This window comes from Streptomyces sp. NPDC050619 (genome assembly GCF_040654815.1).
In the GTDB taxonomy this organism is placed as follows: Bacteria; Actinomycetota; Actinomycetes; order Streptomycetales; family Streptomycetaceae; genus Streptomyces.
In genome coordinates, this window is sequence record NZ_JBFAIR010000032.1 from 1 (window position 1) to 14,034 (window position 14,034).

The 14,034-nt window shown below is 70.0% G+C and carries 13 protein-coding genes; 3 read left to right on the forward strand and 10 right to left on the reverse strand.

Features of this window, described 5'->3' with window-relative positions:
• Nucleotides 1-588 precede the first annotated feature (588 nt).
• Nucleotides 589-1,593, forward strand: coding sequence for a tryptophan--tRNA ligase (gene trpS, locus AB0I77_RS38755; RefSeq protein ID WP_363287504.1), 1,005 nt, complete (start codon nt 589-591; stop codon nt 1,591-1,593).
• A 38-nt stretch (nt 1,594-1,631) separates the two neighbouring features.
• Here trpS and proC read toward each other — a convergent pair whose 3' ends face one another.
• The 6 genes from proC to AB0I77_RS38785 all read right to left on the reverse strand — a co-directional run bounded on the left by proC (nt 1,632) and on the right by AB0I77_RS38785 (nt 6,069).
• A complete protein-coding gene (proC, locus tag AB0I77_RS38760; RefSeq protein ID WP_363287505.1) occupies nt 1,632-2,444 on the reverse strand; it encodes a pyrroline-5-carboxylate reductase in 813 nt (270 codons plus the stop codon).
• Nucleotides 2,445-2,584: 140 nt separating this feature from the next.
• Nucleotides 2,585-3,382: an ABC transporter permease gene (locus tag AB0I77_RS38765; protein WP_363287506.1), complete on the reverse strand. Its 798-nt coding sequence runs from the start codon at nt 3,380-3,382 to the stop codon at nt 2,585-2,587.
• Nucleotides 3,379-4,200: an ABC transporter ATP-binding protein gene (locus AB0I77_RS38770; RefSeq protein WP_363287507.1), complete on the reverse strand. Its 822-nt coding sequence runs from the start codon at nt 4,198-4,200 to the stop codon at nt 3,379-3,381. The genes AB0I77_RS38765 and AB0I77_RS38770 overlap by 4 nt, the downstream gene beginning before the upstream one ends.
• A gap of 52 nt (nt 4,201-4,252) precedes the next feature.
• The gene (locus AB0I77_RS38775) at nt 4,253-5,023 is read right to left on the reverse strand and encodes a class I SAM-dependent methyltransferase (protein WP_363287508.1); all 771 of its coding nucleotides are present in this window, start codon (nt 5,021-5,023) and stop codon (nt 4,253-4,255) included.
• Between the two features lie 105 nt (nt 5,024-5,128).
• On the reverse strand, nt 5,129-5,635 hold the full coding sequence (locus AB0I77_RS38780; RefSeq protein ID WP_363287509.1) for an EamA/RhaT family transporter: 507 nt from the start codon (nt 5,633-5,635) through the stop codon (nt 5,129-5,131).
• Between the two features lie 113 nt (nt 5,636-5,748).
• Entirely contained in the window at nt 5,749-6,069 is a 321-nt protein-coding gene (locus tag AB0I77_RS38785) for an SH3 domain-containing protein (protein ID WP_363287510.1), read from the reverse strand.
• Between the two features lie 181 nt (nt 6,070-6,250).
• Between AB0I77_RS38785 and AB0I77_RS38790 the strand changes: the two genes are divergently transcribed.
• Nucleotides 6,251-8,419, forward strand: a complete 2,169-nt coding sequence (locus AB0I77_RS38790; protein ID WP_363287511.1) for a serine/threonine-protein kinase — start codon at nt 6,251-6,253, stop codon at nt 8,417-8,419.
• Between the two features lie 48 nt (nt 8,420-8,467).
• Here the strand turns inward: AB0I77_RS38790 and ilvD are convergent, their stop codons facing one another.
• The 4 genes from ilvD to AB0I77_RS38810 all read right to left on the reverse strand — a co-directional run bounded on the left by ilvD (nt 8,468) and on the right by AB0I77_RS38810 (nt 12,952).
• Nucleotides 8,468-10,321, reverse strand: a complete 1,854-nt coding sequence (gene ilvD / locus AB0I77_RS38795) for a dihydroxy-acid dehydratase (RefSeq protein ID WP_363287512.1) — start codon at nt 10,319-10,321, stop codon at nt 8,468-8,470.
• A gap of 123 nt (nt 10,322-10,444) precedes the next feature.
• Nucleotides 10,445-11,050, reverse strand: a complete 606-nt coding sequence (locus AB0I77_RS38800; protein WP_363287513.1) for a TetR family transcriptional regulator — start codon at nt 11,048-11,050, stop codon at nt 10,445-10,447.
• A complete protein-coding gene (locus AB0I77_RS38805; protein ID WP_363287514.1) occupies nt 11,047-11,871 on the reverse strand; it encodes a sugar phosphate isomerase/epimerase in 825 nt (274 codons plus the stop codon). The genes AB0I77_RS38800 and AB0I77_RS38805 overlap by 4 nt, the downstream gene beginning before the upstream one ends.
• A 148-nt stretch (nt 11,872-12,019) precedes the next feature.
• A complete protein-coding gene (locus tag AB0I77_RS38810; RefSeq protein ID WP_363287515.1) occupies nt 12,020-12,952 on the reverse strand; it encodes a Ppx/GppA phosphatase family protein in 933 nt (310 codons plus the stop codon).
• Nucleotides 12,953-13,047: 95 nt separating this feature from the next.
• On the opposite strand from AB0I77_RS38810, the gene AB0I77_RS38815 reads away from it, so the two are divergent.
• Nucleotides 13,048-13,947, forward strand: a complete 900-nt coding sequence (locus tag AB0I77_RS38815; protein ID WP_363287516.1) for a hypothetical protein — start codon at nt 13,048-13,050, stop codon at nt 13,945-13,947.
• Nucleotides 13,948-14,034: the final 87 nt, after the last annotated feature.

Genomic DNA, 14,034 nt, shown 5'->3' on the forward strand with positions numbered 1-14,034 from the left:
TTGCGTTTCCGACTCTACCAGATCCTTTTCCGATCCGATTTCCTCGGTGCTTTCCAGGTTCCCGCTCTCGCGTTTCCCTTTCCGGCGGTTCCGACTCTACCAGATCCTTTCGGTCCTGATTCCCGGTCAGCGGGGCTGTCGTCTCGGCTGTTGGGCCGTTCCGACGAGTGAGACGTTAGCGGATTCCCGGCTCCCGAGCTAATCGGGGGCCGCGTCCTTTCGAACACGGATTCCTCATTTCGCGAATACGCATGCCAATGGCACGACGGCAGAACAACTGGTCGTCGAGTATTGACTGGTCTTGCGGAATGGCTGTCCGGGGACCGACCGGAGTCGGCGCTCACGTCGGACAACTCGGAGAACACTACGTATCGGGTCGGGGCGTGTCAACTCCCGTCCTGACGGCGCTCCGGAGGGGTACTCTGGGCCGCATGACGACGCATACGTGCACCCAGCAGTGGTGGGCCGCCTGAAGGCGGCCGTCCTCACGTATGCACACTACGGCCGCCGCCTCGGCGGCCGTTCTTGTTTCTCCCTCCCGGAGGATCGACCGGCCCAAGGTGGCGGTCTCTACCAGGAGGTGGAGAGATGACGCGGGTCTTCAGCGGGGTCAAGCCGACCGGGCATCTGACGCTGGGGAACTACCTCGGGGCGATGCGGCGGTGGGCCGCCGTCGATCAGCACCGGGCCGATGCCCTGTTCTGCATCGTCGATCTGCACGCGCTGACCGTCGACCATGATCCGGCGCGGGTGCGCCGGCTCAGTCGGCAGGCGGCGACGTTGCTGTTGGCGGCCGGGCTGGATCCGAAGCTGTGCACGGTCTTCGTACAGAGTCATGTGGACGAGCACGCGCGGCTGTCGTATGTGCTGGAGTGCGTGGCCACGGACGGCGAGATGCGGCGGATGATCCAGTACAAGGAGAAGGCCGCGCGTGAGCGGGAGCGGGGCGGGAGTGTGCGGCTGTCGCTGCTGACGTATCCCGTGCTGATGGCGGCGGACATCCTGGCGTACGGGAGCAACGAGGTGCCGGTCGGGGACGATCAGACCCAGCATGTGGAGTTGGCGCGGGATCTGGCGGTGCGGTTCAACCAGCGGTACGGGCATACGTTCGTGGTGCCGCGGGCGACGCGTCCGGAGGTGGCTGCTCGGGTCATGAATCTTCAGGAGCCGACGTCCAAGATGGGGAAGAGCGACGACGCGGGGCCGGGGATCGTCTATCTGCTCGACGAGCCGGACGTGGTGCGGAAGAAGGTCATGCGGGCCGTGACCGACAGCGAGCTGGACGTCGTGTACGACCCGGAGCGGCGGCCGGGGCTCGCGAATCTGCTGGAGATCCTCGCGGCCTGCACGGGTGGGAACCCATCGGACTTGAGCGGTGCGTATGAGTCGTACGGCGCCTTGAAGAAGGACACCGCGGAGGCCGTGGTCGAGGTCCTGAGGCCCGTGCAGGACAGGCACAGAGCGCTGTGCGCTGATCCTGTCTTTGTTGAGGGGGTGCTGCGGGATGGAGCGGAGAGGGCGCGGGCGATGGCCCGGCCGAATGTCGATGCCGCTTATCGGGCCATCGGGCTGTTGCCGGCTGCCTCCGGATGAAGGTGGCGTGCGGCCCCCTTCCCGGGGGCCGTACGGCGTCAGCCGTTGTTGCCGGAGGCCAGCGCGCGGCTGCGGTCGCGGGCTGCTTCGAGGGCGGCGATGAGGGCGGCTCGTACGCCGTGCTTTTCCAGTTCGACGATGGCGCTGATAGTGGTGCCCGCGGGGGAGGTGACGTTCTCGCGGAGTTTGACCGGGTGTTCGCCGCTGTCGCGGAGCATGGTGGCGGCGCCGATCGCGGACTGGACGATCAGGTCGTGGGCCTTGTCGCGGGGCAGGCCGAGGAGGATGCCGGCGTCCGTCATGGCTTCGACCAGGTAGTAGAAGTAGGCCGGGCCGGAGCCGGAGAGGGCGGTGCAGGCGTCCTGCTGGGACTCGGGGACGCGGAGCGTCTTTCCGACGGCGCCGAAGATCTCCTCGGCGTGGGCGAGGTGGTCGGCGGTGGCGTGGGTGCCGGCGGAGATGACGGACATGGCCTCGTCGACGAGGGCGGGGGTGTTCGTCATGACGCGGACGACCGGGGTGCCGGTGGCGAGGCGTGCCTCGAAGTAGGAGGTGGGGATACCGGCGGCGCCGCTGATGATCAGGCGGTCGGTGGGGACGTGCGGGGCGAGTTCGTCGAGGAGGGTGCCCATGTCCTGCGGTTTGACCGTGAGGATCAGGGTGTCGGCGGTCTTGGCGGCCTCCGGGTTGGTGACCGGGGTGACTCCGTAGCGGGTGCGGAGTTCTTCGGCTCGCTCAGGGCGGCGGGCGGTGACCAGGAGGTCGGCCGGGGCCCAGCCGGCGCGGATCATTCCGCTGAGCAGGGCTTCGCCGATCTTGCCGGTGCCGAGAACTGCGACTTTCTGGGTCATGGCTGGGGTGCCCTCCGGGGGGTGCGTCGTCCGGGTTCATCCTCGCACCGGGGGTGGGTGTGCGGCTCGGGTGTCCGGTGGGCGGGACGTCGGACGGCGGGTCGCTGTCGGAGGGGCTTGGCGCTGCCGCGCTGGGTCGATCATGCGGTCCGGCGGCGCAGGGTGGCCGCGCCCAGACCCAGGACCAGCAGCGCGCACCCCGCCACGATCAGTACGTCACGGACGAAGTCCGCCGTCATGTCCGTGTGGGTGAGGACCTCGTTCATGCCGTCGACGGCGTAGGACATCGGGAGGACGTCGGAGATCGCCTCCAGCACGGGGTGCATCTTTTCGCGCGGGGTGAAGAGGCCGCACAGGAGGAGTTGGGGGAAGATCACCGCCGGCATGAACTGGACGGCCTGGAATTCCGAGGAGGCGAAGGCCGAGACGAAGAGGCCGAGGGCGGTGCCGAGCAGCGCGTCGAGGAGGGCTACCAGGAGGAGGAGCCAGGGGCTGCCCGTGACGTCCAGGTCCAGGAACCAGAGCGCCAGGCCCGTCGCGAGGGCGGACTGGATGATCGCGAGGGCGCCGAAGGCGAGGGCGTAGCCGGCGATGACGTCGCCTTTGCCGAGGGGCATGGCGAGGAGGCGTTCGAGGGTGCCCGAGGTGCGTTCGCGCAGGGTGGCGATGGAGGTGACCAGGAACATCGTGATCAGGGGGAAGATCCCGAGGAGGGAGGCGCCGATGTTGTCGAAGGTGCGCGGGCTGCCGTCGAAGACGTAGCGCAGCAGGAACAGCATCACGCAGGGGATCAGGATCATCAGCGCGATGGTGCGCGGGTCGTGCCGGAGCTGGCGCAGGACGCGGGCCGCGGTGGCGGTGGCGCGGGAGGCGCTCAGGGCGCTGGTGGGGGCGGGCTTCATCGTCGTGGCGGGTGTGGTCGTCGTGCTGATGCTCATCGTGCGGTCTCCTTCTTGCGGCCGGCCTCGATCGCCTCGTCGACCAGGTGCAGGAATGCGGCCTCGACCGTCTCAGAGTGGGTGCGGGTGCGGAGGGCGTCGGGGGTGTCGTCGGCGAGGATCTCGCCCTCGCGCATGAGGAGGAGGCGGTGGCAGCGCTCTGCCTCGTCCATGACGTGGGAGGAGATCAGCAAGGTGGCCCCGCGCTGGGCGGCGATGTCGTGGAAGAGGTTCCACAGGTCACGGCGCAGGACGGGGTCCAGGCCGACGGTCGGTTCGTCGAGGACCAGGAGTTCGGGGGTGCCGAGGAGGGCGACGGCCAGGGAGACGCGGCTGCGCTGGCCGCCGGAGAGGGTGCCGGCGAGGGCGTCGGCGTGGGTGGTCAGATCCACGTCGGTGATCGTGCGGGTGACGTTCTCGTGGCGGTGGTCCGCGGACGTGCGGCCCGGGTCGAGGATCGCGGCGAAGTAGTCGAGGTTCTGGCGGACGGTCAGGTCGTCGTAGACGGAGGGGGCTTGGGTGACGTAGCCGATGCGGGTGCGGAGGGTGGGGTGGCCGGCGGGGCGGCCGAGGACGTCGAGGGTGCCGGTGACCTTGGCCTGGGTGCCGACGATCGCGCGCATGAGGGTCGACTTGCCGCATCCGGAGGGGCCGAGCAGGCCGGTGATCTGGCCGCGCGGGACGGTGAAGTCGAGGCCGCGCAGGACGGTGCGGGGGCCTCGGACGACGGTGAGGTGTTCGGCGCGGACGGCGGGGGTGTCGTTCGTGGTCGTTCCCGTCTCGGGTGGGTCGGGAGGGTCGGGTATGTAATTCATCATGTGATGAATAATCCTCCTGGGGAGCGGGCGTCGTCAAGCGGGGTGCTGGTGTTCAGGTGTTGATGGCCAGCAGGAGGTCGACGTCGTAGACCTCTTCGACGATTCCGGTCGGGAAGGTCTGTAGCAGGTGCTCGCGTTCCTCGGCGAGGAAGGCGGCGCTCGCCTCCTTGACCTGGAGCAGGAAGACCGAGCGGCTGCCGATGTTGGCGAGGTGTGTGTCGACGGGGATGCGGCGGCTCCAGCGGACCTGGCGGCGGGCGAAGTCGAGGCGGCCGGTGGGGTCGGCGAGGGCTGCTGGGGCGCCGCTGCCGCCCTTGGCGACCTTGGGGTGGACGTCGAAGCGGCGGTCGATGCGGTCTGCCTGGGCCGCGAGCCACGGCACGTCGAGGGGCGTGGTGTTCCACCACAGGGCGAGCGCTCCGCCCGGGCGCAGGACGCGCAGGGCTTCCGGGACCGAGTGGGCGGGGTCGGTCCAGTGCCAGGCCTGGGCGTAGGTGAGGAAGTCGAGGGAGGAGGTGACCAGGGGGAGGGCGTTGCCGCTGCCCTTGATGATCGGGATGCCCGGGTGGGCGCGGCGGAACTGGGCCGCCATGCCGTCGCCTGGTTCCACAGCGACGACCTCGGCGCCGCGGGCGTGCAGGAGGGCAGTCGCGATGCCGGTGCCGGCGCCGATGTCCGCCACCCGGGCGCCGGTGAGGGAGCGGTCGGCCAGGGCTTCGACCGCGTCGAAGAGGGCGGGCGGGTAGGACGGGCGGTTGGCGGCGTACTGGGCTGCGGCGGCGTTGAAGGAGTGGGCTCGGGTGGTGTGGGAGGAGGCGGTCATACGGCCATCGTGGCCGGAGTCGGGGATGGGCGGCGGTGAGATTTGGGTGAGAGGTGTGTGCCTGCGCGGCTCGGGAGAAGCAGGGCTCCCGTGGCACCGGGCCGGTCAGGTGCGGCGGCGCTTCTTCGAGGGGTTGCCGGTGCGGCGGGACGTGCGCTTCTCGTGGTCCTTGAGGGCCGTCTCGTACTCCTCGCGGTGGAGTTTCTCGCCGGGGGCCTCGGTGAGGGAGCGGAAGAAGTAGGCGAGGAGCGAGCCGACGAAGCCGATGGCCAGGAGGCCGCGGAGGGAGGCCTGGCGGTCGGGGTCGGGGCGCTTGCCGAAGCCGTCCCAGGTGTGGCGGAAGGCGAGGGCGCTGCAGAGCGCGAACATCACGGTGATGAGGAGGGTGACGAAGCTGCCGGTGTCGGCGATCTGGAGACCCTCGTAGGCGAAGCGGAGGATCAGGCAGGAGGCGACCGCCGTGGCGAGGGAGCCGAGGGAGGCGGCGCTGCGGCGGGGGGTGTAGCCGTTGTCGTGGTTCACCCAGGTCGTGCCGAAGAAGCGGAGGGGCTCCGGGCGGGGTGTACCTGGGGAGCCCGCGGGGGTTTCCTGGATGCCGGTTTCGTCGCTCACGCGTCGATTATGGCTCCGTGCGGGCCGCGGGCTCCGGGCGGGATCAGGAGCAGCGGGGGCGGATGTAGCCGTCGCTGCCCGTGTTCACGTAGGCGCCGGAGACGAACTCGCCGTTAGAGAGCGCAGCGGGGGCGGATGTAGCCGTCGCTGCCGGTGTTCACGTAGGCGTCCGAGACGTACTGGCCGTTGGCGATGTTGTCCCAGATGTTCGACGTGCCGTACGGGCCCGTCACCGTCGTCCCCGGCGTCTGGCACAGGATCTGGACGCGGGAACCCTCGGGCAGGGACTTGATGATGGGATAACTGGTGCCGGGGCCGCTGCGGACGTTGAGACGGACGCCCGGTGCGACCGGGTAGTAGCGCACGGCCGTGGCCGCCGTGGCGACAGACTTCTCTTCGCCGCCCTCGACCTCTTCGGCACGGTCAATAGACATGAAAAACCACCCCCGTTGGACCCATGACTGCCATGGGGTCCCGTTGATTCCCCTAAATCACGCCATGAAACACATGTTCGCAACTCGCACGCGGAGACTAGCAAGTCGCCTCTGTGTCGTACGAGTCATCGACTAGGCTCCGTGCGTCGCGCGCGCGGACCAGCAGCACGGGGGTGTTTCCATGGCGCCACAGCGCAACACCGGAGCGGGCGCGGAAGCGGAACTTCCCGAGTACGCCGGTCACTACCGTCTGGAGTCGTGTCTCGGGTCCGGCGGGATGGGAGTCGTGCACCTCGCCCGGAGTACCTCCGGGATGAAGCTCGCCGTGAAGGTCGTACACGCGGAGTTCGCCAAGGATCCCGAGTTCAGGGGGCGGTTCCGGCAGGAGGTGGCCGCGGCTCGGCGGGTGAGTGGGGCCTTCACCGCGTCGGTCGTCGACGCCGATCCGGAGGCCGAACGGCCGTGGATGGCCACGTTGTTCATCCCGGGGCCGACCCTGTCCGACCAGGTGAAGCGGAACGGGCCCATGGGGCCCTCGCAGTTGCGCCGGCTGATGGCCGGGCTGGCCGAGGCGCTGCGCGACATCCATCGGGTGGGCGTCGTACACCGGGATCTGAAGCCGAGCAACGTGCTGCTCGCCGAGGACGGGCCGAAGGTCATCGACTTCGGCATTTCTCGGCCAAAGGACAGTGAACTGCGCACCGAGACCGGGAAGTTGATCGGTACGCCGCCGTTCATGGCGCCCGAGCAGTTCCGGCGGCCGCGGGAGGTCGGGCCCGCCGCCGACGTGTTCGCGCTCGGGTCCGTTCTGGTCCACGCGGCCACGGGGCGGGGGCCGTTCGACTCCGACAGTCCGTACGTCGTCGCCTACCAGGTCGTGCACGACGAACCCGATCTGACGGGCGTACCGGGGAATCTCGCGCCGCTCGTGCTGCGGTGTCTGGCCAAGGAGCCCGAGGACCGGCCCACGCCGGACGAGTTGATGCGGGAACTGCGGTCGGTGGCGGCCTCGTACGACACGCAGGCGTTCATACCGGCGCAGCGGACGGGGGATTCACCGAAGCCCGAGCGGGGTTCGAAGGAGCCGCACCCGCGGCAGGCCGAAGGACGCCGTCGTCGGCGGGCAGTCCTCCTGGGGGCCCTGGCCCTGGTCCTCGTCGCGGGCGGCGGGCTTGCCTCGCTGCGGCTGCTGGCGGACGGCGGTGCGGCACAGGGGGACGCGGTCAGAGCACCCTCGGCGTCGGCCGGGTTCAACTCCTGGGCGACGAAGCCCGCGCCCGGAAAGACCGGAGAGTCCGGAGAGACCGGAGAGTCCGGAGAGTCCGGAAAGACCAGCCCGCCCTGGTGCTCGTACGGCTCACAGCGCCTGTTGTGTGCACAGCCGGGGCTGGTCACGGGGCTCGATCCGGCCGACGGGAGCGTGTTGTGGCGGCATGCCCTCGGCAAGGACGATGATTCCGGCCGGCCGCCCAGCCTCTCGGGCGGGCTCGTGCATGTACTGACGCACGCGGGCAGGCGCCTGGAAGCGCTCGATCCGGCGTCGGGCAGGACGCGGTGGAAGGTGGACGTGTCGGATGTGTCAGACACGTCGGGGTATGGCAGTTTCCGTTACGCGGGCGGCATGCTGGTGCTGACCGGAGCCGACGGGAAGGTCACCGGCATCGACAGCGCGTCGGGCGAGGTCAAGTGGAACCGGCGGATACCGGGCCTGAGCAGGCCGTACTTCGACTCGTTCGCCGGCAGTCCGTGGGTCTACGCCACCAGCACATCCGACGACGGGTCGCGGACGAGGCTCACAACGGTGGATCCGCGGACCGGAGACGTGCGCTGGGACGCACGGCTCAAGGGCACGCTGACCGCCGTCGGTGCCGCGAACGGCGGCGTCTTCCTCCTGGCCGGCGACGGAGGCTACGGCGAAGCGAACGCCGTGCTCCGCTACGACCCGAGGTCCGGGGCTTCGCGGCGCGTGACGCTGACCGTTCCGGTCGCCGGCGCGCAGGCCGTCGTACACGGTGACCGCGTCTTCCTGCTGGGCACCGGCGGTTCCCTGGTCGCCGTCGACACGCGGGCGGGCAAGCAGACCTGGTCCCTCGAAACGTCCGTGAGCCAGGGTTCGGCGCCGGTTGCCGACGACCGGCACGTGTACTTCAGCGCCGGCGACGGACGGCTGCTCGCTGTGGACGCCACCAAGGGCGGACTCCTCGCGCAGACGCCGCCGCGGCTGGGCACGAACTCCGATGAGGTCCTGGCCACGTTGCCCGCGCCCCGCATCGCCGACGGCCACGTCTACGCGTCCGCCCCCGACGGCACCGTCTTCGGCGTCGACGCCCGCAACCCGTCGGACTGGTAGCACGCGAAAGGGGCCGCCCCCGAAGGGACGGCCCCGTAAGCCAGGCTCTCAGCCGAGCAAGCTCACGTCCCGCACGGCGCCCTTGTCCGCGCTCGTCGCCATCGCCGCGTACGCCCGCAGCGCCGCCGAGACCTTCCGGTCGCGGTTCTTCGGGGCGTACACCCCGCCCAGGGCCTGCTCGCGCCGCGTCAGCTCGGCGTCGTCGACCAGCAGCTCGATGGTGCGGTTCGGGATGTCGATGCGGATGCGGTCGCCGTCCTCGACGAGGGCGATCGTGCCGCCGGAGGCCGCCTCCGGGGAGGCGTGGCCGATGGACAGGCCGGAGGTGCCGCCGGAGAAACGGCCGTCCGTGACCAGGGCGCAGGTCTTGCCGAGGCCGCGGCCCTTGAGGAAGGACGTCGGGTAGAGCATCTCCTGCATGCCGGGGCCGCCCTTGGGGCCCTCGTAGCGGATGACGACGACGTCGCCGTGCGTGATCTGCTTGTTGAGGATCTTCTCGACGGCCTCTTCCTGGGACTCGCAGACGACCGCCGGACCCTCGAAGGTCCAGATCGACTCGTCGACGCCGGCCGTCTTCACCACGCAGCCGTCGACCGCCAGGTTGCCCTTGAGGACCGCGAGGCCGCCGTCCTTGGAGTACGCGTGTTCGGCCGAGCGGATGCAGCCGCCCTCGGCGTCCTCGTCCAGGGCCTCCCAGCGCTCCGACTGGGAGAAGGCCTCGGCGGAGCGGACGCAGCCGGGGGCCGCGTGCCACAGTTCCACGGCCTCGGGAGAGGGCGAGCCGGCGCGGACGTCCCAGGTCTTCAGCCAGTCCGCCAGGGACGGGCTGTGGACCGCGTGCACGTCCTCGTTCAGCTGGCCCGCGCGGTGCAGTTCGCCGAGCAGGGCGGGGATGCCGCCGGCGCGGTGCACGTCCTCCATGTAGTACGTGCGGTCCTTCGCGACGTTCGGGGCGACCTTGGCGAGGCAGGGGACCCGGCGCGAGACCTCGTTGATCTCCTCCAGGCCGAACGGGACGCCCGCCTCCTGGGCCGCCGCCAGCAGGTGCAGGATCGTGTTCGTCGAGCCGCCCATCGCGATGTCCAGGGCCATCGCGTTCTCGAAGGCGGCGATGGTGGCGATGTTGCGCGGCAGGACCGTCTCGTCGTCCTGCTCGTAGTAGCGGCGGGTGATGTCCATCACCGTGCGGGCCGCGTCCTGGTACAGCGCCTTGCGGGCCGTGTGGGTGGCCAGGACCGAGCCGTTGCCGGGGAGGCTCAGGCCGATGGCCTCCGTCAGGCAGTTCATCGAGTTGGCCGTGAACATGCCGGAGCAGCTGCCACAGGTCGGACAGGCGTTCTCCTCGATACGGAGGATGTCCTCGTCCGAGATCTTGTCGTTCACGGCGTCGGAGATCGCGTCGACCAGGTCGAGCGTGCGGACCGTGCCGTCGACGAGGGTGGCGCGGCCGGACTCCATCGGGCCGCCGGAGACGAAGACCGTCGGGATGTCGAGGCGCAGGGCGGCCATCAGCATGCCCGGGGTGATCTTGTCGCAGTTGGAGATGCAGATCAGGGCGTCGGCGCAGTGGGCCTCGACCATGTACTCCACGCTGTCCGCGATCAGGTCGCGGGAGGGCAGGCTGTAGAGCATGCCGCCGTGGCCCATCGCGATGCCGTCGTCGACCGCGATGGTGTTGAACTCGCGCGGGATGCCGCCGGCCTCGACGATCGCCTCGCTGACGATCCGGCCCACCGGCTGGAGGTGGGTGTGGCCCGGGACGAACTCGGTGAAGCTGTTGGCGACCGCGATGATCGGCTTGCGGCCGATGTCCGCACCGGGTACACCGGAGGCGCGCATAAGGGCGCGTGCGCCCGCCATGTTGCGGCCGTGGGTGACTGTGCGGGACCTCAGCTCGGGCATCGTCGCTCGCTCCTTAAGGGACTGCAGAGACTGCGATCAGAGACTTCTGACTCGTATCGAGCGTACGCCGGACATCCAGGGGGCGGACACCTTGTCCGGAATGCGGGATACGTATCTCAGCTTTCAGGGGTTCGTCAGGTGCCCCTGCACCACCGGCGCCACCCGCGCGATGATCTGCTCGGGGTCCGCCGACGCCAGCGGCTCGATCTTGATCACGTATCTCATCATCGCCACCCCCACGAGCTGCGCCGCCGCGAGTTCGGCGCGCAGCTCCGCGTCCGGGACGTCGAGCTCTGAGGCGATGCGGCGCAACAGCTGGGCGGAGACGAGGCGGCGGAAGACGGCGGCCGCGGTCTCGTTGTTGACGGCCGAGCGGACGATCGCGAGCAGCGGGGTCCGGGTGACGGGGTTCTCCCAGAGGCCGAGGAGGGTGCGGGTCAGGCGCTCGCCGACGTCGTCGAGCGGGCTTTCGAGGATCGCGTCCCGCACCTTGAGCGCCGGCGCGAAGGCGACCTCGACGGCCGCCTCGAACACCTGCTCCTTGGTGCCGAAGTAGTGGTGGACCAGGGCCGGGTCGACCCCGGCCGCCTTGGCGATGCCGCGCATGGACGCCTTGTCGTAGCCGCGTTCGGAGAACTCCTCGCGGGCGGCGGTCAGGATGCGGCCGCGGGTGTCGGCGGATTCCGTACGAGGGGGGCGGCCCCGGCGCCGGGCGGTCGCGCCGTTCACCGGCGGGGCACCTTCACCGCCGAGGCCAGGTGCAGCCGCGTGAAGGCCAGGGCCTCGGCGAGGTCGGCCTCGCGTTCGGCGCCGGACATCGCCCGACGGGTGTTGACCTCGATGACGACATGGCCGTCGAAGCCGGTCAGGGCGAGACGTTCCAGCAGTTCGGCGCAGGGCTGGGTGCCGCGGCCGGGGACGAGGTGCTCGTCCTTCGCCGAGCCCCGGCCGTCGGCGAGGTGGACGTGCCCGAGGCGGCCGCCCATGCGGTCGATCATCTGGAGCGCGTCGGCGCGGGCCGTGGCGGTGTGGCTGAGGTCGATCGTGAAGTGGCGGTAGTCGTCCTTGGTGACGTCCCACTCGGGCGCATAGGCGAGCATCTCGCGGTCGCGGTAACGCCAGGGGTACATGTTCTCCACGGCGAACCGCACATCCGTCTCGTCCGCCATCCGCCAGATCCCGGTCACGAAGTCACGGGCGTACTGGCGCTGCCAGCGGAACGGCGGGTGGACGACGACCGTGCTCGCGCCCAGCTTCTCGGCGGCCGCCTGGGCGCGCTGGAGCTTGACCCAGGGGTCGGTGGACCACACGCGCTGCGTGATCAGCAGACAGGGGGCGTGCACGGCCAGGACCGGGATCCGGTGGTAGTCGCTGAGTCTGCGCAGCGCCTCGATGTCCTGGCTGACCGGATCGGTCCACACCATGACCTCGACGCCGTCGTAGCCGAGGCGCGCGGCGATCTCGAATGCCGTCGCCGTCGACTCCGGATAGACGGAGGCCGTGGACAGGGCGACCTTCGCATCCGGGATGCGTACGACTGGCTCTGCCATGGAGGACAGATTACGGGGTGCGGTTGGGTGGGTGCCGGGCGCCTGTTCGCCGTTGTGGTGTTTGCCACGGGCGAGTGCGGGTTCGCTGTGGCTTGTCGCGCCCACGCGGCGGAGCCGCATATGTCACGGCCTCGCGCCCCTGAGGCGGCTACTCCGAGCCCATGTGATCCAGCCGCCGCAGGATTACGCCCTCTCTGAGCGCCCACGGGCAGATCTCCACGCTCTCCACGCCGAACAGGTCCATCGCCCCCTCGGCCACCAGGGCGCCCGCGAGGAGCTGGCCGGACCTGCCCTCCGAGACTCCCGGCAGTTCGGCTCGCTCGGCCGCCGTCATGCCGGCCAGACGCGGAACCCACGCCTCCAGGGACTCCCGCTTGAGGTCACGCTGGACGTACAGGCCCTCGGCGGAGCGGGCGGCGCCGGCCAGTCGGGCCAGCTGCTTGAAGGTCTTGGACGTGGCGACCACGTGGTCGGGGGCGCCGAAGCGGGTGAACTCCCCCACCGTGCGGGCGATCTGGGCCCGGACATGGCGGCGCAGCGCCCTTATCGCCTCCGGGTCCGGAGGGTCGCCGGGCAGCCAGCCGGCGGTGAGGCGGCCCGCGCCGAGCGGCAGCGACACCATCGCGTCGGGTTGCTCGTCGATGCCGTAGGCGATCTCCAGGGAGCCGCCGCCGATGTCGAGGACGAGCAGCTTGCCCGCGGACCAGCCGAACCAGCGGCGGGCGGCGAGGAAGGTGAGCCGGGCCTCCTCGGTGCCGGTGAGGACCTGGAGCTCGACGCCGGTTTCGGCCTGCACGCGCGCGAGGACGTCGTCGGCGTTGCTGGCCTCGCGCACGGCGGAGGTCGCGAACGGCAGCAGGTCCTCGACGCCCTTGTCCTCGGCGGCCTGGAGCGCCTCGTGGACGACGCCGATCAGCTTGTCGACGCCGTCGGGGTCGATGGCTCCACCCTCGTCGAGGAGTTGGGCAAGGCGCAGTTCCGCCTTGTGCGAGTGCGCGGGCAGCGGTCGTGCGCCCGGGTGCGCATCCACCACGAGCAGATGCACCGTGTTCGATCCCACGTCGAGGACACCGAGTCTCATGTACGGCACGCTACTGCCAGCTGAACCCTGGACCCTCCCCGGAGCCGTTCTTTCCGCTGTCCCGGGACCGGCCGTGGGCGACTTACCCTGGACGGGTGCCAAAGACGAAAAAGGCGAAGAACGACAAGACCTCCAAGTCGGACAAGAAGGCCAAAATGCCCGAAGGTTCTTCGCAGGCGAAAGCACCGAAGAAGTCGAGCGGAAAGACGAGCGGAAAGAAGCGAGCCACGCAGACCGTCAGGGAGACCGACGAGAAGGGGCTCGACTTCGCGCGCGCATGGGTGGAATTTCCCGATCCGGCGGACGACGAGCAGGTCTTCCGGTGCGATCTGACCTGGCTGACCTCTCGCTGGAACTGCATCTTCGGCAGCGGCTGCCAGGGCATCCAGGCGGGCCGCGCGGACGACGGGTGCTGCACGCTGGGCGCCCATTTCTCCGACGAGGACGACGAGAAGCGGGTCGCCGAGCATGTGGCGAGGCTCACTCCGGAGATCTGGCAGCACCACGACGTGGGCACGGAGACCGGCTGGATCTCGGAGGATGAGGACGGCGACCGCCAGACCCGCCCCTACCAGGGCTCGTGCATCTTCCAGAACCGGCCCGGTTTCGCGGGCGGCGCGGGCTGCTCGCTGCACATCCTCGCCCTGAAGGAGGGCCGCGAGCCGCTGGAGACCAAGCCGGACGTCTGCTGGCAGCTGCCGGTGCGGCGGACGTACGAGTGGATCGACCGGCCCGACGACACGCGCGTGCTCCAGGTGTCGATCGGTGAGTACGACCGGCGCGGCTGGGGTCCGGGCGGGCACGACCTGCACTGGTGGTGCACCTCGGCGACCTCGGCGCACGGCGCGGGCGATCCGGTGTACGTCTCCTACCGGCCGGAGCTGATCGAGCTGATGGGCAAGGCCGGTTACGACCGCCTGGTCGAGCTGTGCGAGGAGCGGCTGGCCGCGCAGCTGCCGTTGCTGGCACCGCATCCGGCGGATCCGGTCGGGTAGTACGGCCTGTCGGCTAGTACGGCCTGTCGGCTAGTTCGGCCTGTCGGTTAGTACGGCCTGTCGGTTAGTACGGCCTGAGGCCTGGAG